The 26,581-nt window shown below is 70.9% G+C and carries 24 protein-coding genes; 2 read left to right on the plus strand and 22 right to left on the minus strand.

Annotated elements, in window-relative coordinates; genetic code table 11:
- Positions 1-37: 37 nt before the first annotated feature.
- The 20 genes from FM105_RS07820 to FM105_RS07910 all read right to left on the minus strand — a co-directional run bounded on the left by FM105_RS07820 (position 38) and on the right by FM105_RS07910 (position 21,385).
- A complete protein-coding gene (locus tag FM105_RS07820; protein ID WP_087007005.1) occupies positions 38-1,183 on the minus strand; it encodes a prephenate dehydrogenase in 1,146 nt (381 codons plus the stop codon).
- A complete protein-coding gene (locus FM105_RS07825) occupies positions 1,180-2,022 on the minus strand; it encodes a pseudouridine synthase (RefSeq protein ID WP_087007006.1) in 843 nt (280 codons plus the stop codon). Before FM105_RS07825 ends, FM105_RS07820 begins: the two co-directional genes overlap by 4 nt.
- Positions 2,019-2,633 (minus strand): SMC-Scp complex subunit ScpB, encoded by a 615-nt coding sequence (scpB, locus tag FM105_RS07830; protein ID WP_087007008.1) that lies wholly within the window; start codon positions 2,631-2,633, stop codon positions 2,019-2,021. Before scpB ends, FM105_RS07825 begins: the two co-directional genes overlap by 4 nt.
- A complete protein-coding gene (locus tag FM105_RS07835; RefSeq protein WP_256970295.1) occupies positions 2,626-3,486 on the minus strand; it encodes a segregation and condensation protein A in 861 nt (286 codons plus the stop codon). Before FM105_RS07835 ends, scpB begins: the two co-directional genes overlap by 8 nt.
- A gap of 2 nt (positions 3,487-3,488) precedes the next feature.
- The gene (locus FM105_RS07840) at positions 3,489-4,382 is read right to left on the minus strand and encodes a ParA family protein (RefSeq protein ID WP_087007010.1); all 894 of its coding nucleotides are present in this window, start codon (positions 4,380-4,382) and stop codon (positions 3,489-3,491) included.
- A gap of 30 nt (positions 4,383-4,412) precedes the next feature.
- Positions 4,413-5,360 carry a site-specific tyrosine recombinase XerD gene (locus FM105_RS07845; RefSeq protein WP_087007012.1) on the minus strand — a complete coding sequence of 316 codons (948 nt, stop codon included), beginning with the start codon at positions 5,358-5,360 and terminating at the stop codon, positions 4,413-4,415.
- 1 nt (position 5,361) lies between these two features.
- The gene (locus FM105_RS07850) at positions 5,362-6,012 is read right to left on the minus strand and encodes an NUDIX domain-containing protein (protein ID WP_087007014.1); all 651 of its coding nucleotides are present in this window, start codon (positions 6,010-6,012) and stop codon (positions 5,362-5,364) included.
- A gap of 10 nt (positions 6,013-6,022) precedes the next feature.
- On the minus strand, positions 6,023-7,690 hold the full coding sequence (locus tag FM105_RS07855) for a CTP synthase (RefSeq protein WP_256970296.1): 1,668 nt from the start codon (positions 7,688-7,690) through the stop codon (positions 6,023-6,025).
- Between the two features lie 28 nt (positions 7,691-7,718).
- Positions 7,719-8,858 (minus strand): glycosyltransferase, encoded by a 1,140-nt coding sequence (locus FM105_RS07860; protein WP_087007016.1) that lies wholly within the window; start codon positions 8,856-8,858, stop codon positions 7,719-7,721.
- A gap of 94 nt (positions 8,859-8,952) precedes the next feature.
- Positions 8,953-10,083, minus strand: a complete 1,131-nt coding sequence (locus FM105_RS07865; protein WP_087007017.1) for a glycosyltransferase family 4 protein — start codon at positions 10,081-10,083, stop codon at positions 8,953-8,955.
- 118 nt (positions 10,084-10,201) lie between these two features.
- Positions 10,202-11,836: a murein biosynthesis integral membrane protein MurJ gene (gene murJ / locus FM105_RS07870; RefSeq protein ID WP_087007019.1), complete on the minus strand. Its 1,635-nt coding sequence runs from the start codon at positions 11,834-11,836 to the stop codon at positions 10,202-10,204.
- Positions 11,836-12,720: a hypothetical protein gene (locus tag FM105_RS07875; RefSeq protein ID WP_087007021.1), complete on the minus strand. Its 885-nt coding sequence runs from the start codon at positions 12,718-12,720 to the stop codon at positions 11,836-11,838. The genes murJ and FM105_RS07875 overlap by 1 nt, the downstream gene beginning before the upstream one ends.
- Positions 12,717-13,718: a copper transporter gene (locus FM105_RS07880; protein WP_087007023.1), complete on the minus strand. Its 1,002-nt coding sequence runs from the start codon at positions 13,716-13,718 to the stop codon at positions 12,717-12,719. Before FM105_RS07880 ends, FM105_RS07875 begins: the two co-directional genes overlap by 4 nt.
- Positions 13,715-14,989 (minus strand): putative cytokinetic ring protein SteA, encoded by a 1,275-nt coding sequence (gene steA, locus FM105_RS07885; RefSeq protein ID WP_087007025.1) that lies wholly within the window; start codon positions 14,987-14,989, stop codon positions 13,715-13,717. Before steA ends, FM105_RS07880 begins: the two co-directional genes overlap by 4 nt.
- A gap of 10 nt (positions 14,990-14,999) precedes the next feature.
- A complete protein-coding gene (gene recN, locus FM105_RS07890; RefSeq protein WP_087007027.1) occupies positions 15,000-16,715 on the minus strand; it encodes a DNA repair protein RecN in 1,716 nt (571 codons plus the stop codon).
- Positions 16,712-17,638 carry an NAD kinase gene (locus FM105_RS07895; protein WP_256970297.1) on the minus strand — a complete coding sequence of 309 codons (927 nt, stop codon included), beginning with the start codon at positions 17,636-17,638 and terminating at the stop codon, positions 16,712-16,714. The genes recN and FM105_RS07895 overlap by 4 nt, the downstream gene beginning before the upstream one ends.
- Entirely contained in the window at positions 17,635-18,546 is a 912-nt protein-coding gene (locus FM105_RS07900) for a TlyA family RNA methyltransferase (RefSeq protein ID WP_087007031.1), read from the minus strand. Before FM105_RS07900 ends, FM105_RS07895 begins: the two co-directional genes overlap by 4 nt.
- Before the next feature lies 1 nt (position 18,547).
- The gene (locus tag FM105_RS14680) at positions 18,548-18,703 is read right to left on the minus strand and encodes a hypothetical protein (protein WP_179207119.1); all 156 of its coding nucleotides are present in this window, start codon (positions 18,701-18,703) and stop codon (positions 18,548-18,550) included.
- Positions 18,700-19,506, minus strand: a complete 807-nt coding sequence (locus tag FM105_RS07905; protein ID WP_087007033.1) for an HAD-IIA family hydrolase — start codon at positions 19,504-19,506, stop codon at positions 18,700-18,702. The genes FM105_RS14680 and FM105_RS07905 overlap by 4 nt, the downstream gene beginning before the upstream one ends.
- A 13-nt stretch (positions 19,507-19,519) precedes the next feature.
- The gene (locus tag FM105_RS07910) at positions 19,520-21,385 is read right to left on the minus strand and encodes a hypothetical protein (RefSeq protein ID WP_087007035.1); all 1,866 of its coding nucleotides are present in this window, start codon (positions 21,383-21,385) and stop codon (positions 19,520-19,522) included.
- 257 nt (positions 21,386-21,642) lie between these two features.
- Between FM105_RS07910 and FM105_RS07915 the strand changes: the two genes are divergently transcribed.
- Together FM105_RS07915 and FM105_RS07920 are read left to right on the plus strand one after the other, a co-directional pair.
- Positions 21,643-23,676: a choice-of-anchor I family protein gene (locus tag FM105_RS07915; protein WP_087007037.1), complete on the plus strand. Its 2,034-nt coding sequence runs from the start codon at positions 21,643-21,645 to the stop codon at positions 23,674-23,676.
- Between the two features lie 84 nt (positions 23,677-23,760).
- Positions 23,761-24,627, plus strand: a complete 867-nt coding sequence (locus FM105_RS07920) for an aldo/keto reductase (protein ID WP_087007039.1) — start codon at positions 23,761-23,763, stop codon at positions 24,625-24,627.
- A gap of 6 nt (positions 24,628-24,633) precedes the next feature.
- Here the strand turns inward: FM105_RS07920 and FM105_RS07925 are convergent, their stop codons facing one another.
- Together FM105_RS07925 and FM105_RS07930 are read right to left on the minus strand one after the other, a co-directional pair.
- Complete coding sequence (locus FM105_RS07925; protein ID WP_087007041.1) at positions 24,634-25,356, minus strand: SIR2 family NAD-dependent protein deacylase; 723 nt, start codon at positions 25,354-25,356, stop codon at positions 24,634-24,636.
- Positions 25,353-26,465, minus strand: coding sequence for an NAD(P)H-dependent flavin oxidoreductase (locus FM105_RS07930; RefSeq protein WP_087007043.1), 1,113 nt, complete (start codon positions 26,463-26,465; stop codon positions 25,353-25,355). The genes FM105_RS07925 and FM105_RS07930 overlap by 4 nt, the downstream gene beginning before the upstream one ends.
- Positions 26,466-26,581: the final 116 nt, after the last annotated feature.

A 26,581-nucleotide genomic window follows, 5' to 3' on the forward strand; every position in this document is an offset into this window, starting at 1 on the left:
TGTGTGCCTCTCTCAATGCTGCTGTGCTCGGTCCACCCTATCCGGCGGAGCCGTCCTCCACCGTCGTGCTGGTGGCCTGGGCTTCGTCGGGCTCCGGATGCTCCGGCAGGCGCCAGCCGCGCTGCTGCAGACCGACCACCAGGTCCTGCTCGCGGTCGGGCAGCACCATGATGTCGAGGCTGCCCAGACGGTGGCCGGTCGCGTGGTCGATCCGGACGTCCTCGACGTTCACCCCGAGTGCGTGGACATCCGTGAAGAGCCGTGCGAGTCCGCCCGGCTCGTCCCCCACGACGACGGTGACGATCGCATAGACCATCGGCGCCTGTCCGTGCTTGCCGGGGATGCGGCGGTGCCCCTCGTTGCCCGCGGCGATCGCGGAGGCGAGCACGGCGTAGCTTCCGGTCTCCAGCGCCAGGGCGTCCACGACCCGGTCGAGGTCATCGCGCAGTGCCGTGAGCACCGCGCGGACCTCTGCGGCGTTGCCCGCGAGGATCTGCGTCCACAGCCCCGGGTCCGATGCCGCGATCCGGATGACGTCCCGCAGCCCCTGTCCGGCCAACGCGATGCCCTCGACCGGCATGTCGGTGAGCTGCGCCGCCATGAGCGACGAGACGACCTGGGGCACATGGGAGACCCGGGCGACCGAGGAGTCGTGGAATTCGGGCTCGAGGTGGAGCACCGAGGCGCCCACGGCCTCGGCGACGGCCACCACCTGGTCGAGCCTGCCGGCGGGCGTCGCCTCATCCGAGCAGACGACCCACGGGCGGGCCTCGAAGAGGTCGACCCGGGCGGACACCGCACCGGACCGCTCGCGCCCGGCCATGGGGTGGGATCCGATGTAGCGGTCGAGCTCCGTCCCGACCGTCAGCGCGCGCACGCGGTCGAGCACGACGCCCTTCACGCTCGCCACATCCGTGACCGTCGCGTCGGGCAGGGCCCGCAGCTGCGCGACGATGACGTCCGCGGCGACGTCCGGGGGCGCTGCGACGACGACGAGCCCCGTGTCCGGGTGCGGATCCGCGGCGGTCCCGGCGCCCATGTCCGCTGCGAGGCGGACCGCAGTGGGCGAGGTGTCCTCGAGCGTGACGACGCAGCCGCCACGGGTGAGCGCCAGTCCCAGGGAGGTTCCGAGGAGCCCCGTCCCGACGATGTGCACGTGGTCCGGGACGTCCCCCCGACTCACAGCTTGACGGCCTTCATGAGCTCGCCGACCTCATGCGGGCGCAGGGTCCGCAGCTTCCCGGGGCGCTGCTCTGCGAGCGCGATGGGGCCGAAGTGCGTGCGGACGAGCCGCTCGACAGGAGTGCCGACGGCCTCGAGCATCCGCCGCACGATCCGGTTGCGGCCGGAGTGCAGCACCAGTTCGACGAGCGCGTGGCCCGGGGTCGAGTCGATGAGGCGGAACGAGTCCGCATGCGCGATGCCGTCCTCCAGCTCGATCCCGTCGCGCAGCCGTGCGCCGGCGTCCTTGGGGACGGGCCCCCGCACCTGTGCCAGGTAGGTCTTGGGGACCTCGTACGACGGATGCGTGAGCCGGTTGGAGAGGTCGCCGTCGTTCGTCAGGAGGAGCAGGCCCTCCGTGTCGTAGTCGAGCCGGCCCACGTAGAAGAGCCGCTCCGGGCGATCGCGCAGGTAGTCCGCGATCGTCTTCCGGCCCTCCGGGTCGCTCATCGAGGTGACGACCTTCGCCGGCTTGTTCAGCGCGAGGTAGACGCGGTCCGCCTGCGTCGTGATCCGCATCGTGTCGACGTGGACGGCCTGGGTCTCCGGATCGACGCGCGTGCCGAGTTCGCGGACGACGACGCCGTCCACCTCCACCCGGCCCTCCGCGATGAGGGATTCGCACGCGCGCCGCGATCCCAGGCCCGCATCGGCGAGGACCTTCTGCAGGCGCACTCCGTCCTCGCGATGGACGTCCGACACCTCGCCGGCACCGGTGGGCGACTTCTGGCTGGCGGCGCGTTCACGACGCGAGGGTCGGCGGGAACGATGTCCGGGGGAACGGGGATCAGATGAGCTCATTCCCCCATTATCCCGAATTCTGCGACGTCTGCCGCACCTGCCTCGCCCGTGCGGTTCGCCTCGTCGCCCTCCGGGAGGAACGGGGCGATGTCCGGAAGGTCCTCGATCCGCTCCAGACCGGCTGCTTCGAGGAAGGCCGGCGTGGTGACGAAGCGCACGGCCCCGGTCGTGGGATCAGTGCCGGATTCGACGAGCAGACCGCGCAGCAGCAGAGTCCGCACGACCCCGTCGACGTTGACCCCCCGGATCGCGGAGATCCTCGCGCGGGTCACCGGCTGCCGGTAGGCGACGACGGCCAGGGTCTCCAGCGCAGCCTGGGACAGCCTCGAGGAGTGCCCCGCGGTGAGGAACGCCGACACGATGTCGTGGTGCTCCGGTCGCGAATAGATCCTCCACCCGCCCGCGGCCCGGGCGAGTCGGAACCCGCGCGTGCGCGCTCCCCGCTCCCCGTCGTAGTCCGCGGCGAGCTCCTCGAGGGCCGCGGACACCTCCTGCGGCTCGACGCCCAGTCCGTCGCTCAGGTGCTCGACCGTCACCGGCTGATCGGCCACCATGAGGACGGCTTCGAGCCCGGCCAGCAGTTCGTCCGTCACCGGAGCCTCCTCACTCATCCCCGTACTCCTCATAGTCCGGGCCCCCGCCGCCGAGGTCCCGGTCGCCTTCCGCTCCGTGGTCGCCTTCTGCGTCCGCGTCGCGAGTGTCGGTCGCCGTGAGCGCGATCGTCAGCGGTCCGAGCGCCTCCGGCTGGTCGAAGTCGCACAGCCCCGCCTTGAACAGTTCGAGGACCGCGAGGAACCGGGCGACGACGACCATCCGGGTCTCCGCGTCCTCGATGAGCGCGGCGAAGTCGATCCGTGCCTCATCGCGCAGACGCGACAGCAGCAGCGCACGCTGCTCCGGCACGGACACGTGGGCGTCGTGCAGGTGGTCGAGCGCCACGGCGGGCGGGGTGCGGTCGCGGGACAGGACCGCGCTGAACACCGCGGCCAGCACCGGGCCGGACGTGCTGAAGTCCAGGGGCGGGAGGATGTCCGTGAACTCCTGCTCGAGGGGGACGGCGCGCGGAACGGCGCGGCCTGCCTCCCCCATCCTCTTCTCCAGCACGCGGGACACCTCCTTGTACGCCCGGTACTGCAGGAGCCGCGCGAAGAGCAGGTCGCGGGCCTCGAGCAGCTCGAGGTCGAGCTCGTCCTCGACATCGGCTCCCGGCAGCAGCCGGGCGAGCTTGAGGTCCAGCAGCGTCGAGGCGACGAGCAGGAAGTGGCTCAGCTCGTCGAGGCTCTTCGCACCCCGCAGTGTGGCGACGTACGCGAGGAAGTCGTCCGTGACCTCGGCGAGCGCGATATCGGTGATCTCCAGCGAGCGGCGGGCGATGAGATCGAGCAGCACGTCGAACGGTCCGGAGAAGTTCTCGAGGTCGACGGTGAAGCCGGCGGCCTCCGCCTCAGCGGTCGCCGACTGCACCGTCAGGGCGAGCCGCCGCGCGCGATCAGCTCCCGCGCGAGCCGCCGGTACGCGTCCGCGCCCTTGTGGTTCGGCGCGAAGCTGGTGATCGGCTCCGCCGCCACGGTCGCGTCGGGGAACTTCACGGTCCGGCTGATGACGGTGTCGAAGACCGTGTCCCCGAACGCATCGACGACGCTCGCGATGACTTCGCGTGAGTGGAGCGTCCTGCCGTCGAACATCGTGGCGAGGATCCCGTCGATCGCGAGTGACGGGTTCAGGCGATCCTGCACCTTCTCGATCGTCTCCACGAGCAGCGCGACGCCGCGCAGCGCGAAGAACTCCGTCTCCAGCGGGATGATGACGCCGTGCGCGGCCGTCAGCGCATTGACGGTCAGCAGGCCGAGCGACGGCTGGCAGTCGACCAGGATCACGTCGTACTCGTCGGCGACCTTCGCCAGCGCCCGCGAGAGCACCTGCTCGCGCGCGACCTCGCCCACGAGCTGGATCTCCGCTGCGGACAGGTCGATGTTCGCGGGCATCACGTCGATGTTGTCCACGGAGGTCGTGTGGATGACCTCGTGGGGATCCAGCCGTGCGCTCATGAGGACGTTGTAGACCGACTTCTCGAGCGCGTTCGGATTGATGCCCAGACCCACGGAGAGGGCACCCTGCGGATCGAAGTCGACGAGCAGGACCCGTCGGCCGTAGTCGGCCAGTGCGGCGCCCAGATTGATCGACGACGTCGTCTTCCCGACCCCGCCCTTCTGGTTGACCATTGCGATGGTCCGTGCGGGCCCGTGACCGTCGAGCGGCGCGGGTTCCGGGTACTCCCGGGCGGGGCGCCCGGTGGGGCCCAGCGGTGCGTCGGCCGCGATTTCGAGCCGCTGCTGCGAGTCTGCCACGTGCTTCCTCATCTCCTTGCTGCTGCTGCGGTGGATGTCAGCCTATCGCGCGCGGGGGTGCGACGACGCGTACACCTCGCGGAGCGTCTGCGCTGTCACCCTCGTGTAGATCTGCGTCGTCACGACGGAGGCGTGTCCCAGCAGCTCCTGGACGACTCGGATGCCCGCCCCGCCCTCCAGCAGATGCGTCGCGAAGGAATGGCGCAGCGTGTGCGGGGTGACGTCGTCGACGCCCGCGAGTCCCGCGGCGCGCCGGACCAGGGTCCAGGCCGACTGACGGCTCAGCCTGCCGCCTCGCTGGTTGAGGAAGACCGCGCCCGCGCGGTCCGCGGCCTGCGCGCGACCGGCGGCGAAGCGGGGACGATCCCGCACGATCCACGCGTCGAGGGCCGCGCGGGCATGCGAACCGACCGGCACCAGCCGTTCCCTGGAGCCCTTGCCGTAGAGGCGGACGGTGCCGCGCACCAGGTCCAGGTCGTCGAGGTCGACTCCGACCGCCTCACTGATGCGGGCCCCTGTGCCGTAGAGAAGCTCGAGCAGTGCCGCGGATCTCCGCTGGACCGGCTCGTCCCCGTCCGTCGTGGCGAGCAGCGCCTCGACCTGCTCCACCGTGAGGGCGGAGGGGAGGCTGTCGGCCTGGCGCGGGGGCGGCAGGGCCGCGGCGGGGTCGCCGTCGACCTGCCCCTCCCCCAGCAGATGGTCGTGCAGCCTGCGCACGGCCACGCCGATCCGAGCCTGCGACGACGCCGCGAGCTGCGCCGATGAGAGATCGCCGCGGAACGCGAGGAGGTCCTCCTCCGTCACCTCGCCGAATCCGCCCACGCCGCGCCCGGCGAGCCACAGGACGTACCGGGACAGATCGCGCGCATAGGCGTCGACCGTGTTCCGGGACAGGCCGCGCTCGAGTTCGATGTGGGCGAGGTAGTCCGCGACCGGTCCGCGCAGGGGTGCTGCGACCTCGGGGAGGAGCTCCGCGCCGTGGCGTGCCACGTCAGTCCCGGCTGCCCGGCCACAGCGCGTCGACCGGTCGCAGGTCCGTCCAGCCGCGTGCGCGCGCCCTGTCCGCGTGGAGGATCGCCAGGCACGCGGTCGCGTTGCCGATGCGACCGGCGAGCACCGCGTCGACTGCCTCCGCGAGCGGCGTCCAGCGGACGACGATGCCGCGCTCCTCCCCCTCCCGCTCGATGCGCTGCGCGTGCGGCAGGGCGTCGATCCCGCGTGCGAGGTAGATGCGGATGATCTCCGTCGACCCGCCCGGCGTGGTGTACATGTCTGCGAGCGTGTGCCAGTCCGCTGCGCGGACATCGGCCTCCTCACCCAGTTCCCGCGCGGCGGCCGTCGCAGGATCCTCCCCGTCGATGTCGCGGAGTCCCGCCGGGATCTCCCAGTCCCGCATGCGGATGGGATGCCGGTACTGGCGGATGAGGAGTATGCGGTCCTCGTCGTCGATCGCGGCGACGGCCACCGCACCGGTGTGTGCGAGGACATCACGGGTCAGCCGCCCTCCGGCCTCCGGCAGGTGGAACGACTCGCGCACCACGTCCCAGACCGCTCCCCGGTACACCGTCTCGCGCTCGTGCACCTCGACGTCGACCCGCTCGTCCGACAGTGGGGCGTCCGTCCCGCTCATCATGTCCTCCATGGGATCCTCCTCACGCATGTGCCCGGTCCAGCGCGGCCCGCACGAGGCCGGCGAAGAGCGGGTGGGGTCGGGTGGGCCTGCTCTTCAGCTCCGGATGCGCCTGCGTCGCGACGTAGAACGGGTGGACGTCCTCCGGCAGTTCCACGAACTCGACGAGGGACCCGTCCGGCGAGGTGCCGGCGACGCGCAGACCCGCGTCCTCGAGCCGTGCCCGGTAGTCGCCATTCACCTCGTAGCGGTGCCGATGGCGCTCGGTCACGTCCGTCGTGCCGTAGGCGGCAGCGGTGAGTGTGCCCTCCGCGAGCACGGCGGGGAAGCGTCCCAGGCGCATCGTGCCGCCCAGGTCCGCGTCCCCGTCGACGATCGCGCGCTGCTCTGCGAGGGTCGCGATGACGGGTTCCCGCGTGTCCGGGTCGAATTCGGTCGACGAGGCGTCGGCCAGTCCCAGGACGGACCTCGCGTACTCGATCACCATGCACTGCATCCCGAGGCACAGTCCCAGTGCCGGCAGTCCTGTGGTCCGGGCATGGGTGAGGGCTCCGAGCTTCCCCTCGATGCCCCGGATGCCGAATCCGCCGGGCACGCAGATCGCGTCGACGTCCGCCAGCCGGGCCGCGGCGCCCTCCGGCGTCTCGCAGGAATCGGAGGGGATCCAGCGGATCTCGACCCGCGCATCGTGTGCGAAGCCGCCGTGCCGCAGCGCCTCCGTGACGGAGAGGTAGGCGTCCGGCAGGTCGACGTACTTGCCGACCAGCCCCACGGTGACCCGTTCGGAGGGGTGGTGGACGCGCTCGAGCAGCGCGTCCCAGTCGCGCCAGTCGACGTCCCGGAACGGCAGGTCGAGGCGGCGCACCGCGTAGACGTCGAGTCCCCCGTCGTGGAGCACGCGCGGGATGTCGTAGATGCTCGCGGCGTCGACGCACGGCACCACGGCCTCGAGGTCGACGTCGCAGGACGCGGAGATCTTCTGCCGGATCGATTCCGGCAGGTCCCTGTCGGCGCGGAGCACGATCGCGTCCGGGGTGATCCCGATGGACCGCAGCTGTGCGACGGAGTGCTGGGTGGGCTTCGTCTTCAGCTCGCCGCTGGGAGCGAGGTAGGGCACGAGCGACACGTGGATGAAGAGTGCGTTCTCCCGGCCGATGTCGTGACGGACCTGCCGGGCGGCCTCGAGGAAGGGAAGCGATTCGATGTCGCCGACGGTGCCGCCGATCTCCGTGATGATGACGTCCGGCGCCCCGTCGTCGGTGCGCTGCGCCTGCGCCCGCATCCGCTCCTTGATCTCATCCGTGATGTGCGGGATCACCTGGACCGTATCGCCCAGATAGGCGCCGCGCCGCTCCTTCGCGATGACGGACGAGTAGACCTGGCCCGTCGTGATGTTCGCCGTCGCGTCCAGTGAGACGTCGAGGAACCGCTCGTAGTGACCGATGTCGAGGTCGGTCTCCGCACCGTCGTCGGTGATGAAGACCTCTCCGTGCTGGAACGGGTTCATCGTCCCCGGGTCCACGTTGAGATAGGGATCGAGCTTCTGCATCGCGACCCGCAGCCCGCGCCTGCTGAGGAGATGGCCGAGGCTGGAAGCCGTGAGCCCCTTCCCCAGCGAGGAGGCCACGCCACCGGTCACGAAGATCTGTCGAGTCTGCTGGATGCCGTCGGTACTCAGTCGTCTCACCACGGACCTCCACCCTACCAGTGCGGCCTGCTCACCGGCGGTGGACGAGCGCCTCCGCGTACACGTCGAGGAGGTCGTCCGCGATGAGCGCGGCGGGGTCGACGTCGTCGACGCGCCGCCTCGCGGCGAAGGCGGCCGACGTCCGGACCTCCGGGGAATCCACGAGCGCCGTGATCGCCGCCAGCAGCCCGGGTGTGTCATCCGCGTCGACGCGCGCGGCCGAATCGCCCCACGGACGGGCGGTGCGCGCGTCCCCCAGGATCACCGTCGCCCGTCCCAGCTGCATGAGGCCCTCGACGTCGACACCGGTCATGCTCTTCGAGCCCACGACCACGTCCGCGGCCGCCAGCACGTCCGCGACCGACCCCTCGTCGGCCAGCACGATCGGGTGCGTGCGGGTGAAGGCGTTCTCGATCGTGCTGCGTTCGCGGCCCGCTCCGGTCAGTGCGAAGACCACGCGCCGATCCGGCCGGTGGTCGAACATCGTGACGGCGGCCTCGAGGTAGGTCGTGAGGTCGTCGCCGTCGACAAGCCGCATAGGCGTGGCGACGAGGAAGGAGCCCGGCTGCAGCCCGAGGTTCTCGCGCACCTGCGCACGACCGACGGTGGGCGCCAGCCGCTGGACGACGTCGGGACGACGCAGCTGCGCGCGCTCCGTGACCGGGACCCCGTCGGTGAAGTGCGAGACGGTCGGTGCGGTCGTGCCCAGGACGACGGCTGCGGTCCGCTCCACGATCTTCGCGGAGGCCGCGTCGACGACGTTCGAGGAGTGGAAGCGGCCGACGGTCGCGACGAGGGCGGGGCGCATGCGTGCGGGCAGCCCTGTCTGAGCAGCCCCGGCGAGTGCTGCGGCGTGCAGACCATGTGCGTGGACCACGTCGACGTGGCGGTAGTGCTGGTGGAGGGTGAGGCTGCTGCCGGGATCGGCGCTCGTCACGCGGTCGCGAGCGTCGATCGGGATGATCACGAGCGCCGGGAACTCCGGGAGGTCCAGACGGCTGATCACGGATGCGCGTGCGGCGACCGCCACCTGTCTCCCTGCTGCGAGGTGGCCGCGGATCGCGTCCACGGCGACTTCGCCGATCACGCCGCGCGTCGTCGTGACGACGTGGAGTATGCGGGCGTCAGGGTCCAGCCCCGTCGACTCGAGCTGTCCGTGATCCTCGAACATGTGCGTATCCTTCCGATCCTGCGACAGTGCGCGGACCGTCCGAGGACGGTTTGGGCACCGTCCCGGGTCGCACGCGACTTCAGCGCTCCACAGCCTACCGGCTGACCTCCGTGTACGCCGCCCGGACCGTCTGCGCGGCGTCCTCCTCGTTCGGCAGTTCGAGCGCGCGCAGCGCCGCCTTCCGGCCCAGGTCCGCGCGGAGCTGCGGGTCCTCGAGCAGCCGTCGCAGCCCTGCGGCGAAGGCCTGCGCGTCGCCCTGCGGCACGAAGATGCCCGCGTCCCCCACGAGCTCCGGGGTCCCGCCGGTCGCCGTCGCGAGGATCGCTCTGCCTGCGAGCATCGCCTCCTGCAGCACGAGTGCGCGGGCCTCCCACCGGCTGGAGAGGAGGAAGACGTCGCTCACCTGGTTGAGTGCGGCGACATCGCTCCGCTGGCCCAGGAAGTGCACGGCGGGCCTGCGCCCCGCCTGCGTGTGCTCCTCGATCCGACGGGTGAGGCGTGCCTGCTCGTGCTCGTCCGCCGATCCGGCGATGAGGCACTGCGCTTCGGGGTGGTCGTGCGCGATGTCCGCGAGCGCGTCGATGAGGACGTCGTAGTCCTTCTGCGGCGCGATCCGCCCGACGGCCAGGAGCAGGGTGTCGGTGCGGGGGATCCCCAGCTCCTGCGTCAGCGAGCTGCGCAGCAGGGAGGTGTTCACGTCCTCGGCCGGGCCCTGGGGCGGTGAGGCCGCCGCGGCGAAGCGTGCACTCCCCGCCCCCAGATCCTTCGCGAGGTCGACCAGGTCCTCGCTCGCGCCGAGAACCAGGTCTGCGCCCCGCGCGATCGCGGTCGCGACCATCTTCTCGATACGACCGCGCACTCCCTGGCCCATGAGTGTGTTGTGCCAGCTCGACACGAAGCCCGGACGCTTCCGCATGAGAGACAGCGCTGCCAGGGTGACGAGCGAGGCGCGGAAGCCGTGCGCGTGGACGACGTCGGCCCGGAACGTCGTCACGAGGCGCCGGAGCCGGGCGACGACCGCAGCATCGCCGGGACCCACCGATGTGCTGATGCCGAGGGGGGCGAAGCGGACGTGCGGCCGGTCGTCGAAGCCGAACTGCTCCTGGGTCTGCGCGGGGCCGATCACGCCGACGGTGTCACCCGCCTGCGCGAGGCTGCGGGCGAGTGCGGCGACGTGTGTGCCGACTCCGCCCGTCGACGTGCCCAGCACGATGAGGACCCGCATGCGTCGATTCCCTTCACGTCGCCGGACGGTGCATGGTCCCGCAGCTGCGGGACCAGGGCCCCAGGCTATCGCCCTCCGGACGGTCGGAGCGGCACCGCCACGGGAGATCGGAGTGATGTCAGCGCAGCGCGCGCACGTGGGTGATAGTCCCCCGGTCCGCGAGTGCCACGAGTGCGAGGACGATCACGAGCGCCACCGCACCGCCGGCTGCGCCTGCGGCGACCGATCCGACGGGAGACGTGCCGACGACGGCGCCGAGGCCCGACGCCGTCAGGGATCCGGCCACGGCTCCCAGCACGGCGCCGACGGCCGCGATGACGATGGTGCGCGGGACCCCTGCGGCCGAGGCACGGCCGCGCACGCGGAGGATCCCCCCGATCAGTCCGACCGCCGCAGCGGTCATGCCGATGACGTGCGCCGCGCCCAGGAGGACGAGCGTGCGCGGAACGGGGTCCCCCGCGACGAGGGGGATGCCCGCCACGACGCTCAGGGCGACGACCCCCCAGCCCACCGCTGTCGCGATCGCGGCGGCCCGCGACTGCTCCAGTGCGTAGAACACCCGCGTGCCCCATGCGACGAAGCACCAGCCCGGCACCGCCCACGCGATGACGCGGACGGTGTCTCCGAGCGCTGCGAAGAGCTCAGGAGAGTCCCCGCTCGCCGCGTCGCGGGTCGAGAAGAAGATCTCCAGCGGGGTCGCCGCCGCGGTCAGCAGGGCGGCTCCGGCGAAGCCGAGGGCGAGGACGAGGCGCGAGGTCCTCGCGATCGCCGCGTCGACGTCCCCGGGTCCCCGGTCCGCGGACTCGTGCGGTTCTGCGCTGGGCGTGCGCGCGGCGGCCGCCAGCTCTGACAGGCGCGGGAACGCGACGGTGGCGACGGGGACGGCGAGCACGGCATAGGGAAGCAGGTAGACGGCCTGGATGTAGCTGAAGACGACGAACACGCCGGTGCCGCCGACGTTGTTGGACACGACCATGATCATCAGCGTCGCCGCCTGCTGTGCGAGGAGGACCGTCATGCCTGCGGCCGCGAGCCGGACCGCGCGGGCCCCGACGCCGTCGGGGAACCGCCACGTCAGTCGGATGCGCAGTCCGGTGCGCAGGGTCGGAAGCGCCAGCGGCAGGGCGAGGGCGACCACGCCCGCCGTCGTCCCCCAGCCCAGCAGTGCCAGCGCCGCCGGGTCCTCGGTCGCGACCTCGGGCCCGCGCAGACGAGCGTAGCCCACGTAGACGCCGATGACGATCAGACTGGAGACCAGCGGCATGAACGCCGGCCACAGGAACCTCCGGTGCGCCTGGAGGACTCCGGTCAGCACTCCGCCGATCGCGTAGAGCACCAGCTGGGGCGCGAACATGAGGAGGAACCCCGCCCCGTAGGCGACTTCCGTCTCATGGTCCAGCACGATTCCGGCGATCTGCTCCCGGAAGACCACGATGAGGACGGCGAGCGGCAGCGTGAGGGACACGGACCACGTGAGGAGTGCGGACGCGATGCGGGACGCGGTCCCCTTGTCAGCGCGCGACAGCGGGCCTGCCAGCAGCGGCACGACGGCACCCGCGAGCGCTCCTCCCGCGACCACCTCGTAGAGGATGTTCGGCACCTGGTTGGCCGACTGGTAGGCGGTGCCGATCGCACCTGCGCCCACGGACGGGGAGAAGACGAGCAGCCGCCCGAAGCCCACCAGTCGGGACAGGAGCGTCGCGACGGAGACGAGGAGTGCGGCCGACGCGACGAAGCGCAGCAGCCGCGGCATCAGCGGCCCAGCGCGTCGAGGTGGCGCAGTCCCGGCGTCGACTCGATCACCCGGGTGAACGAGACGCGCTCGCTCGCCAGCGTCAGTGCCGCGAGGACCGCGAGCTCGCAGACCAGCCGGGGGCGGGACGCGGTGAGCGCACTGCGCAGGCCGATCGCGGCGCCCAGGGCGTTGGCACCGGCGTCTCCGAGCATGGTCGAGCCCGCGAAGTCGTCGCGCAGCAGCGCCGCGGTGGTGCCGAGCACGCCGCTCGCGAGGACCCGCGAGCCCGCGTCCCGCTCGGTCCGCAGCGCAGTGCTCGTGCACTGCTCACGTGCCCCGGGGAGCAGGTCGATGAGCGCGTGGCCCGTGACCATGACGAGCCCGGCCTTGAACGCGCGCCCGGGACGCAGGTCGAGCAGGTTGAGCAGGTTCGCGGTGCCTGCGACGACGCCGCCGGCGAGCACTGCGTCGGCCAGCCGGCCGACGGGGGTCCGCGCGTTGGTGCGCAGCAGCGCGCTCGCGACGACGGCTGCGACGGGGATGCCGATGACCTTCAGCGCGCCGGTCGTGACCTCTCCGCGCGCCAGCGCGCCGAGGTGTCCGCGCAGCCCCTTCGAGGCACCGGACTCCGCGAAGTCGTCGACGGCTCCCAGCACCCCTGCGGTTCCCACTGCGGTCAGTGCGGCGGTCCTCCCCGCGGCTCCGGGGACGCACGCCGCCGCCGCGAGCAGTCCCGCACTCGCCGCCGGACCCTCGAGCAGAGACACGGGACGGCCCGCATGGTTCTCGCGCACGAGGAGCGGCCAGCGCGCGTCTGCGCGCCCGCGGGCCCGCATCACGCCGACGGAGACCGCCGCAGCGAGACCCGCGGCCAGCACCGCCCGTGGGACCCGGCTGCTCACTGGCCCTCCGGCAGGACCGCCGTCGCACCCTGCCCGGTGCCGTAGTCCCCGAACGAACCGTCGATCGCGGCTTCGACGACCAGTGGGACCAGGACGGTGCCGGTCGACAGATCCGTGCCGTCGACGGTCGACAGGTCGACCCGGTCGGACCGCAGCGTCGCGAGCAGTCCTCCCGTCGCGGACGCGGAGGGTCCCGCGACCACGACGACGGTCTCGCCCGCGAGCGCGGAGGCGAAATCGGCGTGGATCGCCACGGAGTCGGCGGGTGCCGCGGCCTCGGCGGTGGGAGTCGGCGTGGCGGAGGGCGATGCCTCTGCCGAGGCATCCTGCTGCACGGACGGGGCGATCACGACGGCGGCGTCGGCCTCAGCCCACTGCCCGCCCGCGATCCGGTCGGCATCGGACAGGATCCCGAAGAGGTCCTGCGACGCGGACTGCCGGGAGTCGGCGGATTCCTCCGCGTCCTCCGGCGCGTCCGTGGGCTGCGCCGACGCGTCCTCCTCCACGGCCTGCGCCTGGGCGCCGAGTGCCTTCGCGAGCGCCGCGCCCACGACCGCGGAGTCGTCGTCCGGCAGCGAGCCGTCCGCGTCGCGCAGCGCAGTGAGGAGCTCCGCATCGGGAGCCGCGAACGCGTCCTCGCCCAGGCTCACGTCGGAGGCGATGCTGCCGCCGGCCTCCTCCGCGCGCGCACTCGCCGCGTCCGCCGCGTCGTTGTCCGCACCGGCCAGGCGGATGACCGTCACCGACCGGTCCGTCAGGGAGTCGGCGATGAGGTCTGACGCGGTCGCGTCCACGAATGCCGCCGTCTGCTCCGTGTGCGTGCGCGCCTCGTCGAGCTCTGTGCGCAGCGTGTCGCGGTCTGTGCGCAGGGCATCGACCTGTGACTGGAGGGAGCTGCCGATCGGGCCCTGCAGCGGTCCGGCGCCCAGCACGATCCCGACGGCGAGCGCCAGGAAGACCGAGATGAGCGAGACGAGGTGGTAGCGGAAGTCGATCACTGTGAGCTCAGTCCTCCGAGGTCAGGGTCGTCGAGGGGGCCGAGCGCCTCGGGTGCGGGGAATGCGGGCAGGGCTACTGCGGTCGGGTCGCCGAACAGCGATCCCAGCCACTGGAAGAAGCCGTCGAACTGGGCGGCGATGAGCCCGAACGCGGTCTGGCCCGCGGCCGTCGCGGACATCGCCGCGACGAGCGCGACGACACCGGCGAGTGCGAGGAGCATGAGCTGCCCCGTGCCGATCCGCTGCCGGTACAGCAGGGACACGCCCTTCGCGTCGAGCAGCTTGCTGCCCACGCGCAGGCGGGTGAGGAACGTCGAGGCCATGCCCTTGCGGCCCTTGTCGAGGAACTCAATGAGGGTGTCGTGCGTGCCGACGGCGACGATGAGCTGTGCGCCCTTGTCGTCGGCCAGCAGCATGGCGATGTCCTCGCTGGTCCCCGACGCCGCGAACTTCACGGAGTCCATGCCCAGGTCGCTGACGCGCTCGACGCCCGGGGCGTTCCCGTCGCGGTAGGCGTGGACGACGAGCTCGGCACCGCTGGTGAGCGCCGCGTCGGACACGGAGTCCATGTCGCCGACGATCATGTCCGGCCGGTGACCGGCCTCCATGATCGCGTCCGCGCCTCCGTCGACCCCGATGAGGACGGGACGCTGCTCGCGGATGTAGGGGCGCAGAGCGGCGAGGTCCTCCTTGTAGTGGTATCCGCGCACGACGATGAGCGCGTGGCGGCCCTCGAACGACGTGCGCACCTGCGGGACCTCGAGGCTGTCGTCCAGGAGGTCGGAGTCCTTCTGGATGTACTCCACCGTGTTCGCGACGAAGTCCGCGAGCACGGTGTTCATCCCGGACTCCGCATCCTGCATCGCCTTCTCGATGGAGGATGTGGTCTGCACAGTGCCCGAGGCGATGACGGTCTCCCCGCGCACCAGGTCACCTCCGTGGAGCGAGAGCTCCTCGCCCTCCTCGACGAGGTCCTCGAAGAGCTCCTCCCCCACGTCGTCGACGAGCGGGATGCCTGCGGCGATGATGATGCCGGGGCCCAGGTTCGGGTAGGCGCCGGACACCGATCGGTGTGCATTGACGACCGCTGCGGGGCGGCAGTCGACGAGGGCTTCCGCGGACACCCGGTCGATGTCCGAGTGGCGGATCACGGCGATGTCGCCGGGCTGAAGCCGCTTCGTGAGGTCTTTCGTGCGTCTGTCGATCCGGGTCGCGGTCGGTCCGACCGGTGCATCCGTCTCCACGCGCTCGCGGGTCTTGCGCTGAATCATGATGAGGACATCATCCCATCAGCTCCGCGCGGAAGCGTGCCTTCTCCGACTCCGCATCGCTGAGCAGCTCCTCCGCGTGGGCGCGAGCGGAGGCGGAGCCGGACACACCCGCGAGCATCCGTGCGAGCTCCTCGGTGCGGTCCTCCCCGCCCAGCTCCCGCACGCCCGACACCGCTCCGGTCCCCTCGTCGGTCTTGCGGACGACGAGGTGGTGGTCGGCCCACGCCGCGACCTGCGGCAGATGTGTGACGACAATGACTTGTGAGCCCGATGCCAGTCGGGCGAGTCGTCGGCCGATCTCGACGGCCGCCGCTCCGCCTACCCCCGCGTCGACCTCGTCGAAGACGAAGGTGGGGAACCGCTCCGTCCGCGCGCGCACGACCTCGATCGCGAGCATGACGCGGGACAGTTCGCCGCCGGATGCGGTCTTCCCGATGTCCGCCGGCGCTGCGGCGGCATGCGAGCTGAAGAGCAGGCGCACGTCGTCCGCGCCGTGCGCGGCGGGGGTCGTCTCCGTGACCGCGAAGCTCAGGGACGCGTGGGGCATCGCCAGCGCCGCGAGCTCTCCTCCGACGGAGGTGGAGAACTCTTCGGCCGCACGGATGCGGACAGCGCGCAGTGCGACGGCGGCCTCGTCGAGCCGCGCCTGCGCCGCTGCCACGGTCGCGTCCATGTCGCCCAGGCTCGCCTCCGAGTTCTCGAGGTCGAGCAGCTCACCGCCGGCCTGCTCCTCGAATGCCAGGACCGCTGCGAGGTCCTCGCCGTACGCGTTCAGCGACGAGATCTCTGCGCGCCGCGCCTCGGCGTCCTCGAGCGACATCGCCTCGTCGTCGCCGAATCCTGCGAGGTACGACGAGAGGTCTGCTCCAGCATCCGCCATGCGGACCGACACGTCCTCGAGCGATCGGGCCGCGTCCGTCAGCGAGCCGTCCACGGCCGCTGCGCGTGCCAGGGACTCCGAGGCCTGCGCGACGAGCGCAGTCGCGCTCTCCGCGTCGTCCCAATCACTGCCCATGATGAGATCGTGGGCGCGACCGGCAGCCTGCTGCAGCTCCTCGGCAGCACCCAGCCGTGCCGCGAGTGCCGCGAGCTCCTCGTCCTCGCCCTCGGTGGGACGGACCCCGTCGATCGTCTCGAGCGCATTCCGCAGGAAGTCCATCCGCGCCGCGCGCTCGGATCGGGTGCTCTCGAGTCTGCGCTGCTCGTCGGAGAGTCGTCGGTGCTCGGCGAATGCCTCCGCGTACTCGGCGCGGGCAGCGGCTCCGTCCTCGCCGGTCAGCGCGTCGAGCAGCTCCCGCTGCTGGGCCTGTGCCCGGAGGGTGAGCTGCTCCGACTGCCCGTGCATGCTCACCAGCTCCTGCCCCACGTCGCGGAGCACGCCGGCGGGCACCGTCCGACCACCGGCGGTGGCGCGGGCACGGCCCTCGCGCGGCAGGATCCTCGTGAGGACGGCCTCGTCATCGGCGTCTCCGCCGGCCTCGACGATCCGTTCGGCAGCGGTGCCGCCGTCCTGCGGCAGGGCGAAGACTCCCTCGACGACCGCACGATCCGCATCACGGCGCACGGTCGACGCGTCCGCACGGGCTCCGGTGAGCAGATCCAGAGCGGTGACGAACATGGTCTTCCCGGCGCCGGTCTCACCCGTCACCGCTGTGAGTCCGGCACCCAGGTCGATGTGGGCGGAGGTGATGACTCCCAGGTTCTCGATGCCGATCGACGAGATCATGTCGTCTCCCCTGCCGGGCCCCTCCAGCCGTCCACGGGGAGCTGGAACTTCCGCACGAGGCGGTCGGAGAAGGGTCCTCGCTGCATGCGCGCGAGCGTGAGCGGCTGTGCGGAGCGGCAGGCCTCGATGTGTGCGCCGCTGGGCAGGTCGAGCTCGACCCGACCGTCGCACCAGAGCACGGCCGTGTCACCGGGGTGGCGCGCCACGTGCTCGACGGCGATGACGGACGACGGTCCGGTCACGAGCGGCTTCGCGAAGAGCGCGTGCGCACTGATCGGAACCATCAGGAGCGCTTCGACGTCCGGCCAGACGATCGGACCGCCCGCGGAGAACGCATACGCGGTCGAGCCGGTCGGGGTGGCGAGGATCGCCCCGTCGCACCCGAACGTGGAGACGGGACGGTCGTCGATGCCGATGCTGAGCTCGATCATCTGCGTGCCCGGCCCCTTCTCCACCGTCGCCTCGTTGAGCGCCCAGGCGCGATGCACGATCTCGCCGTCCACGCGGACGGTGATGTCGAGGCTCATGCGCTGCTCGATGTCGTAGTCGCGGGCGACGGCGCGCCGGACCGTCTCCTCCATGTCCGCGGATTCGCTCTCCGCGAGGAATCCCACGTGACCCAGGTTGATCCCCATGACGGGCACGTCGAACGAGTGGAAGCGCTCAGCCGCGCGCAGGATCGTCCCGTCGCCGCCCAGCACCATGACGAGTTCGCAGTCGGCCGCTGCGTCCGACAGCGCGGAGTCCTCGACGATGTCGGTCCCGTTCGGGTGGGCGTCGCCGTACGAGGACAGCGCGTCGTGTGCGGACCGCGACATCACGGGGACGATGCCGTTCTCCACGAGAGCGGCGCACACCAGTTCAGCGGCTTTGCGGGCGTTCTCACGACGGGGGTGGAGGTCGATCATCATCCGTCTTGTCACGGGGCCTCCTCCGGCGCGGTTGCAGGGTCGTGGTCAGCACGTCCGCTGGGGTCTGTGCCGCGTTCCACGGTAGCCGATGCTACAGCGCAGACGCCCGCGGCCGACGAGGCGGGGCCGGTGGGGACGTGTGCTCGGGCGAGCACGAAGTGCTCCACATTGCCGGCGGGACCCGGCAGTCGGGACTGCGCGGTCCCGCAGATCCTCACTCCCGCCGCCGTGAGCGCGGTGCTGACCCTCTCGAGCGCGCGCACCCGGTCCTCGGCTTCTGTCACGACACCGTGCTTGTCGAGGGCAGACCGGTCCAGTTCGAACTGGGGCTTCACCATGAGCAGGAGCAGCGCTCCGTCGCGGGCGACGGACAGCAGCGCATCGATCACGAGCGTCAGGGAGATGAATGAGAGGTCGGCGACGACGAGGTCCACTGTCCCGTCCGCGTGGAACGGAGGCGACGGCGCGGCGGTGAGATCCGTCCGGTCGAGCGTCCGGACGTTGGTCCCGGGCAGATCGTGCACGCGGTCGTCGCCCGCGATCCGCGCGACGAGCTGTCCGTGGCCCACATCGACCGCGTGGACGGCCACTGCGCCGTGCTCCAGCAGCACTTGGGTGAAGCCTCCCGTGGAGGCTCCCGCGTCGAGGCACACCGCTCCGCGCACCGCGGGGGCGGCGCCCATGTCCTCCAGTGCTCCCAGGAGCTTGTGCGCGCTGCGCGCCACCCAGTGCTCCGGCGAGTCGACCGTGATGTGGGAGTCCACCGCGATGGAGGCGGACGGCCGCGTGACGACTCCGCCATCGACCGTCACCCGCCCTGCGCGGATCTCCCGAGCCGCGCGGTTCCGGGAGTCGACGAGCCCGAGGCCCACGAGCACGGTGTCGAGTCTGCCGGCGGTGTGCGCACGCGCTGACGGCACGTCAGAGCGCCTCGAGTGCGTCTTCGAGGCGGGACAGGAGTGCGTGGGCCCTATCGCTCCGCTCCTCCGGCGCGCACTCGTCGAGGTCGGTGAGCGCGTCCTCCCACTGGCGGACCGGCACTCCGCCGCCCGGTGTGGGCATCGGATCACCGCTCATGGCAGTCGCCGCGGTGAACCGCCCGGCAGCAGTGCGGTGAGGTCGTCGAGGAGGTAGTCCGGCCGGTGCTCGAGCGGCGCGGCCAGCGCGTCGGCCTCGCGGTGGACCCCTGTGAGGACGAGGCCAGAGGGAAAGCCGGCGGCGCGCGCGCCTGCGATGTCCGTCTCCAGCCGGTCGCCCACCATGAGGGGGCGGTCGGCGCCCAGGGCGCGCACTCCCGCGTCCATCATCGTCTGCGACGGCTTGCCCGTCACGATGGGAGTGGCCCCGGTCGTATCGGCGATGACCCTGACGAACGCGCCGTTCCCCGGAAGCTCGCCGTGCTCGGTGGGGAAGGTGCGGTCCAGATTGGTCGCCCACCACCGGGCTCCGGATCGGACAGCGCGACATGCGTCCGCGATCTGCAGCCACCCGAGGTCCGGGGAGAATCCCTGGACGACCGCTGCGGGGTCGTCGCTCGCCGTGTCCACGACGCGCATCCCCTCCGCCTCCACCTGATCGGCGAGTGCGTCGGACCCGACGACCAGGACGGGAGACCCGGCGGACAGCGTCAGTGCCAGCTCACGCGCCGCGACGATCGCGGAGGTGAGGACCTGGTCGGGCCTCGCGTCCACGCCGAACGAGCTGATGTGCTCCGCCACCTCATCCGCTGATCGCGACGCGTTGTTGGTGAGGAACACCACCGGGATCCCCGCTTCTGCGAGTCCGGTGAGCGCCTCCGCCGCGCCCGGCACGGCCGTACGGCCCGTGTAGACGCATCCGTCCAGATCGAGGAGCAGTCCGTCGAAGTCGATCGATTCCATCAGTGCTCCGGTCTCAGAGGTCGAAGAGGGGCTCGGTGAGCTCCTCGTAGTCATCCGGTGCAGACTCCTGCACCGGCTCCTTCTTCGGCGGCTCCTCCTTCTGCTTCGGCTCCGCGTCGGCCAGGATCTCGTCGAGCTCGTCGACCGTCTCCGCGGGGAACTCTGCGTCGACGGTGCTCATCGACGCGTCACGATCACCCTCGCCAGCCGGTTCGGCAGGCCGGTCCGCGACGGCATGCTCGTCAGCGGTGGTGTCGACCTCGACCTCGGCAGCCGACTCGGCTTCGGCGGCCGGCTCGACTGCGGATGCGACCGGGGCCTCGGCTGTGGGCTCGGTGGTCGGCTCGCTTGTGGGCTCGGCTGTCGGCTCGGCTGAGGACTCCGCTGAGGCCGATCCGTCTTCCTGCTCAGACTCTTCATCCGGATCTTCATCCGGCAGCTCGAGCTCCTCGAGCGTGACGATCTCCACGTTCGCGTTCGGGTCGGGATCCTCGTCGCCGAACAGTGTGCCCGTCGCCTTGGCCGTGCGCCGTGCGAGCTCCTCGTAGCGACCGGCGAGGTCCGCGTCACCCTGCAGTCGGATGACATCGGAGTACACCGACAGGAGCCGCACGAGCGTTCCGTTCGCGTTGCCCGCGAAGTTCCTGGTCTCGAGGAGCGCCCGAGCCTCGGCCACCTCGCCGCGATCCATGTGCGCACCCGCCGCGACCATGAGCAGCTCGGTGTACAGGTCATGGCCGAGTGCCTCCTCCGAGGCCTCGGAGAAGATCTCCAGCGCCTTCTGCGGACGACCGCGACCGCGCTCGGCATCCGCGATGAGCGGCAGGTTGTCGTCTGATCCGGAGATCCTCCGATGGGTCCGCAGCTCACGCAGCGCCTCTTCGAAGCGGTCCGTGTGATAGGCGACGATCCCCGCGGCCTCCCGGACTCCGGCCACACGGCTGCCGCGAACGGCGGCCGTCTGCGCGTGGGCGAATGCCGCCTCCGGATCGGTGCCGATCAGCTCGCTCGCGGCGACGAGGTGCTGTGCGACGAGCTCCGCGTTGTCCTTCGAGAGCGGACGCAGCTGGGAGCGGATCTCCTTCGGCAGCTCACTGCCGGTGATCCCTTCGGGGATGGGCGGGCCCTGTGGGAACTTGGGACGGTCGTCCCCGCGGTCTGCAGGGCGTCCACGATCTGCAGGGCGTCCGCGACCTCTGGGATCCTCGCGCCGGCGGTCACCGCGACCGTCCTGTCGGCGGTCGTCGAAGCGTCGACGCTCTCCCCGCTCGTCACGGCGGGGTCCTCGGTCATCGCGACGACCGTCGAAGCGGGAACCGCCCCGCTCATCACGGCGGTCGCCCCCGGGACGCCCGTCACGACGTGGTCGTCCGTCGTCTCGGCGGGGACCGCGGTTCTCCCACGGGCGGCCGTCACGACGGTCGCCGCGGGCGCCGTCCTCACGGCGGCGGGCACCGCCGTCCCCTGAGGTCCGGTCGGGTCGCGAGGTCCGGTCAGTGCGACGATCGTCGTCACGGCGGCGGTCACCCGTGCTGCGGCCACGGCCGGAGTCATCGCTGCGGCGATCGCCACCGGGACGGCCGCTGCCGTTCGAACGGCCGCGATCGTCGCGGTCGTTCCACCGGCTGCGTCCGGGACGGTCGTCACGGCGGCCCTGCCCGCGATCGTCGCGGCCGCGTTCGTCGCGGCGATCACCACGGCCGTCGTCGCGGCCACGGTCGCTGCGCGGACGGTCGTGACGCGGACGGTCGTCGCGGGAGCGATCGCCTCGTGCGGTGCCCTCGCGTCCCTGAGCGCCTCGCCCGCGTCCCGCTCCGCGCGGTCCTCCGCGTCGGTCGTCGCGGCGCGCGCCGTCGTTCGTGTCGTCTGCCTCAGCCATCGCCATCCTCGGTCGTCACTATTCAGTTCCGCGCCGCGGTGCAGCGCCCTGGCTCCGTCTGACCGGGCCGAACATCGTCACTCATTCTACCGTGGCCGGCCACGGCGCGAGGGAAGCCGGAGTTCATCTTCCTCACATCTGGTGCTCATCTGTCCTCAGCCTTCTGCTCGCCGCCAGTCCATACCGTCGTCGCGGTCGTGCCTGCGCTTTCATCCGCCCGCAGGCTCAATACCCACAGAAGTATCCGGAAGGACACCATGCATCGCATGCTCGCAGCGGCCTCGGCCGGGTCGCTCCTCGCGCTCGCCGTCGTCGCCCCCGCATCCGCCACCGTCGTCGTCGACGAACCCATCGTGCATTCCGCGGCCGACCCGTCGCTCGCGATCGCTCCGATCGGGACCCATGCGACGGGGACGTTCGACGAATCCGCCGCGGAGATCGTCGCCCACTACGCCGCCGCAGACCGCACACTCGTCGTCAACGCGCAGCAGGGCGTCATCGATGTGATCGACGCGTCGGACCCTGCGAACCCCGAACGCGAGACGCAGATCGAAGCTGCGGGGACCCCCGTCGCCGATGGGGCGGCGATACCGTCCGGCTCCGTGGCCAACTCGGTCGCCGTCCGCACCGACGGTCTCGCCGTCGTCGCTGTCGAAGCGCCGGAGAAGACCGATCCGGGCTGGCTGATGTTCGTGGATGTGACGGGCGATGAGCCCGTCTCCCTCGGCGCGATCACGGTCGGCGCGCTGCCCGATTCGGTCGTCCTCTCCCCCGACGGCCACCACGCGGTCGTGGCGAATGAGGGTGAGCCCGCGGAGGACTACTCCGTGGATCCGGAGGGGTCCGTCGGCGTCGTCGCTCTGCCCGACTCTGTGGCTGCGGCGACCCAGGCCGACTACCGCACTGCCGATTTCCACGCATTCGAAGGCGGCGCGCTGTCTGAGGAGGTCCGCATCTACGGCGGCCGCGAGGACGCGGGCACCGGCACTCCGGAGCGTCCCGTGTCGGAGAACCTCGAGCCCGAGTACAGCGCGGTGATCGGCGGGCGTGCCTATACGACCCTCCAGGAGAACAACGCCGTGGCGATCACTGATCTTGCGACCGCCACCGTCGAGGACATCGTGCCGCTCGAGACGACCGACCTGCGGGATGTCGCCTTCGACGTCTCCGATCGCGATGATGCGATCGATCCGGCGAACTGGCCGGTCACGGCGTTCCGCGCACCTGACACCATCGAGGCCGTCGAGATCGCCGGCGAACCGCACCTCGTGACGGCGAACGAGGGCGACCTGCGTGATTGGGACGCCTTCAGCGAGGAGTCGCGGGTCAAGGACTTCGGCAGCGACGGAGTGCCCCCACTGTGCGACACGGTCGCGTCGGACACGGGGATGACCCTCGAGGAGCTCACCGCCGATGAGAACCTGGGTCGGCTCACGGCCACCACGGCAGATGGTCTGTCCGCCGAGGAGGACTGCTACGACGAGATCCATGTGAGCGGATCCCGTTCGTTCTCGGTGCTCGACGCCGACGGAGCGGAGGTGTTCGATTCGGGTTCACTGTTCGAGGAGATCACGGCAGAGGCGCATCCGGACTTCTTCAACTCGAACCATTCCGAGACGAACTTCGATGGGCGCTCCGACGACAAGGGCCCGGAACCGGAGGCCATCGAGGTCGGCGCAGTCGGCGACCGGGCCTACGCGTTCGTGGGCTTCGAGCGGGTGAGCGGGTTCGCCGCGGTGGACATCAGCGACCCGCACTCGCCCGACTTCGTGACGTACGTCAACAATCGCGACTTCTCCGTCTCTGGCGAGGATGAGCCTGAGCGCTTCGAGGAGGCCGGAGACCTGGGTCCTGAGTCGATCGAGTTCGTGCCCGGTGCCGATGCGCCGGCAGCTGCGGCCGGGTCGGGCACCGATGCGATGCTGATCGTCGGCAACGAGGTGTCGGGGACGACGACCTACTACACGGTCGAGGACCTGCTCGCTGACGGCCCCACAGAGGAGCCGTCGGGCGAACCGACTGATCAGCCCACGGACCAGCCGACTGCTGAGCCGACGGAGCAGCCGTCGGGCGAACCGTCAGAGCAGCCATCGGACGAGCCGTCCACAGACCCGACCGACGCGCCTGATGAGGGCGAGGACGGCGAGGACGATCAGCGCGACGAGGCGCGTGACGACGACGAGGGCAGCCTGCCTCGCACCGGCGCGTCCGTCGCAGCCGCGCTGGGCGCGGCGGCACTGCTCGTCGGGATCGGCATCGCTGCGACAGTCATGGCACGTCGCCGCAGCTGAGACGCGTGTCAGAGGGGGAGGCTGCACTGCGGTCTCCCCCTCCGGTACGTTGGACGCACTGCGTCTGATGACCGCTGACGCGGGATGCAGACGTACATCACTCACGCGGAAGGGCACTGCACGTTGACTCTCACAGCTCACACCGGACTCACCCTGCCGGCGATCGGACTGGGCACGTACGGCCTCCGCGGATTCGCCGGTTCGGACGCCGTCCGGACTGCGATGGAGACCGGCTATCGCCTCGTGGATTCCGCCTTCAACTACGAGAACGAGGCCGCGATCGCCGTCGGCTGCCGCGCGTCGTCCGTCGACCGCTCCGAGGTCCTGTTCACCACGAAGCTGGCCGGTCGGCACCATGCGTATGACAAGGCCACGACTGCGGTGGAGGAATCAGTCCTCCGCAGCGGGCTGGGACATCTCGACCTCGTCCTCATCCATTGGCCCAACCCGTCGCAGGGCCTCTTCGTCGAGGCCTGGAAGGCACTCATCGACGCGAGGGAGCGCGGACTCATCCGCCACATCGGCGTGTCGAACTTCCTCCCCGAGCACTTGGAGACGCTCGAGGAGGAGACCGGCGTCCGGCCGGAGGTCAACCAGATCGAGCTCCACCCGTACTTCGCGCAGGAGGATGCGCTCGCATTCCACACGGAGAAGGGCATCATCACGCAGGCGTGGAGCCCGATCGGCAGGGCGGGCAGCCTCCTGGACGAAGCGCCGATCGTCGACACCGCGGCGGCCCACGGCATCACGCCGACGCAGGCGGTGCTGGCCTGGCACGTGCGGCGCGGAGCCCTGCCCCTGCCGAAGTCCGCGGACGCGAAGCGACAGGCGGAGAACCTCGCCGCGGCCGAGGTCGTCCTCACGGATGACGAGGTCGCCGCCATCTCCTCGCTGTCGCGGATCGATGGACGCCGCAGGAACCAGGATCCCGCAGTCTACGAGGAGTTCTGACCACGATCAGGACGAGCGGGCCAGACTGTCCAGGAGGACTGGCAGGGACTCCTGCAAGTCGCCCCCGATGACCTCGTCTGCCATCTCGTCGAACAGGGTGGACTCCGCATTGACGATGATGGTGCGCGCACCGTGGCGTGCAGCCAGCGGGAACAGGCCCGCGACCGGATAGACGCCCAGCCCGGTGCCGACGGCGACCATGACGTCGCAGCTCGATGCCGCAGCGTGCGCAGCATCGATCACAGTGGAATCGAGCGCTTCCTCGAAGAGAATCGTCGTCGCACGGATGATCCCTCCGCACGCCGGGCAGCGCGGGTCCTGCTCCCCTGCGTGGACACGTGCCACCGCCTCTCCCATGGGGCCTGTCGCGGCACAGTCCTCGCAGCGCCACGACCGCGCGCTGCCGTGGACCTCCAGCACACGCGCGGAGTCCGACCCCGCCGCCTGATGGAGGCCGTCCACGTTCTGCGTGATGACCGCGCCGACGTCGTTGTGCGCGGCGAAGTCCGCGATGGCATGGTGAGCCGGTGTGGGGTCTTTGTCCCACACCGCTGCTTCTGCGCGCATCAGCCACGCTTTGCGCCGCACGTTCTCGTCGCGCAGGTACCACGACAGCGTCGACGTGAGCTCCGCTTCGGGATCCCTGGTCCACACCCCCTCAGGACCGCGGAAGTCCGGGATCCCGGCGGCAGTGCTGATGCCTGCACCGGTCAGGAAGACGACGCTCACGGCGTGGGCTCCTCACGCTGAGCACCGATGTGCGACCGTGCCTGGGGTGCGCCGCCCTCTGGACGGTGGAGCTCCGCGAAACGCTCCACGAGCGACGCAGCGGGTTCCGCCCTGCTGCCGGCGACCCCGGTGCCGGACCAGAGGTTCAGCAGCTCCGGATCATCGGTCTGCGCAGCTGCGGCGCGGATGCCTGCGGTGAGAAAGTGGACCTGTGGGTACCCGACCACCGCCATATCGTCCATCGCGTGAGTGAACCGATTCACCAGCGCCCGAGCGGGCCGTCCGGTGAACGCGCGGGTCACGATGGTCTCCGATGAGCGCTTCCCGGCAGCAGCGTCGAGCAGAGCCTGCCGATGGGTGGGCTTCGTCCCCGCTTCGTCTGTCGTCAGGAACAGAGTGCCGACCTGCACCGCAGCAGCACCGGCGTTAAGGAGCTGCTGAGCAGTCTGTGGCCCGTCGATCCCACCTGCGCCGATGAGCGGAAGGGAGGTGGCATCTGACAGACCTCCCAGGAGGCTTGAGGCTGAGACGGATTCGGGGTCCGCCGACTGGTCGAACTGGCCGCGATGGCCGCCGGCACCGATCCCTTGGGCGATGAGGATGCCCGCACCATTCGCGTGAGCCTCCCTGCCTTCTCGCACCGTCGTGACCGTCGCGCCGACGAGGACGCCCACTTCGTGGAGTCGCTCGATCGTGAGGACGTCCGGGAGGCCGAAGGTGAAGGTGACGACATCGGGTCGGTGATCCATGACGACCGCCAGCTTCTCCCGGTACATGTCGTCCCCGCTGTCAGAAACCGGCGGGACCTCACCGCGGATGTCCTCGTCGAGCGTCCACGACCGAAGGCCCGTCCGATACGCCTCCACGTCCGCTGGAGAGGGAGTCTGGGCTTCAGGGACGAAGATGTTCACAGACAGAGGTCCGGACGACAGCGCCCGGAACTCCTCGATGTCGCGCGAAAGCGCTTCCGCAGAACGATATCCCGCTGCCAGGGATCCCAGACCACCGGCATCGGAGACTGCAGCCGCCAACGCTGGAGTGGACGGGCCGCCTGCCATCGGAGCCTGGACCACCGGCACTGACAGGGATTCCACGGAGAACGTACTCATATCCCCATCGTACTGAACCAGCCGGCATAGCCTGGGCGCAGCACCTGCCAGCGGATACACCCTTGTGAATGGGTTGAGGGCCTGAAGGTGAGCAACGCTCAAACCCTCAGACCCTC

It is taken from the genome of Brevibacterium yomogidense (assembly GCF_900163715.1).
In the GTDB taxonomy this organism is placed as follows: Bacteria; Actinomycetota; Actinomycetes; order Actinomycetales; family Brevibacteriaceae; genus Brevibacterium; species Brevibacterium yomogidense_A.

Excerpts from the sequence above, each read along its gene's own strand:
- FM105_RS07850 (WP_087007014.1), bottom strand. The coding sequence starts at position 6,012 with ATGGAGGACATGATGAGCGGGACGGACGCCCCACTGTCGGACGAGCGG.
- FM105_RS07930 (WP_087007043.1), bottom strand. The coding sequence starts at position 26,465 with ATGAGTACGTTCTCCGTGGAATCCCTGTCAGTGCCGGTGGTCCAGGCT.
- recN (WP_087007027.1), bottom strand. The coding sequence starts at position 16,715 with ATGATCTCGTCGATCGGCATCGAGAACCTGGGAGTCATCACCTCCGCC.
- FM105_RS07910 (WP_087007035.1), bottom strand. The coding sequence starts at position 21,385 with ATGGCTGAGGCAGACGACACGAACGACGGCGCGCGCCGCGACGACCGA.
- steA (WP_087007025.1), bottom strand. The coding sequence starts at position 14,989 with ATGATTCAGCGCAAGACCCGCGAGCGCGTGGAGACGGATGCACCGGTC.
- murJ (WP_087007019.1), bottom strand. The coding sequence starts at position 11,836 with ATGCCGCGGCTGCTGCGCTTCGTCGCGTCGGCCGCACTCCTCGTCTCC.
- FM105_RS07915 (WP_087007037.1), top strand. The coding sequence starts at position 21,643 with ATGCATCGCATGCTCGCAGCGGCCTCGGCCGGGTCGCTCCTCGCGCTC.
- FM105_RS07860 (WP_087007016.1), bottom strand. The coding sequence starts at position 8,858 with ATGTTCGAGGATCACGGACAGCTCGAGTCGACGGGGCTGGACCCTGAC.
- FM105_RS07840 (WP_087007010.1), bottom strand. The coding sequence starts at position 4,382 with ATGAGGAAGCACGTGGCAGACTCGCAGCAGCGGCTCGAAATCGCGGCC.
- FM105_RS07825 (WP_087007006.1), bottom strand. The coding sequence starts at position 2,022 with ATGAGCTCATCTGATCCCCGTTCCCCCGGACATCGTTCCCGCCGACCC.
- FM105_RS07865 (WP_087007017.1), bottom strand. The coding sequence starts at position 10,083 with ATGCGGGTCCTCATCGTGCTGGGCACGTCGACGGGCGGAGTCGGCACA.
- scpB (WP_087007008.1), bottom strand. The coding sequence starts at position 2,633 with ATGAGTGAGGAGGCTCCGGTGACGGACGAACTGCTGGCCGGGCTCGAA.
- FM105_RS07920 (WP_087007039.1), top strand. The coding sequence starts at position 23,761 with ATGCAGACGTACATCACTCACGCGGAAGGGCACTGCACGTTGACTCTC.
- FM105_RS14680 (WP_179207119.1), bottom strand. The coding sequence starts at position 18,703 with ATGAGCGGTGATCCGATGCCCACACCGGGCGGCGGAGTGCCGGTCCGC.
- FM105_RS07905 (WP_087007033.1), bottom strand. The coding sequence starts at position 19,506 with ATGGAATCGATCGACTTCGACGGACTGCTCCTCGATCTGGACGGATGC.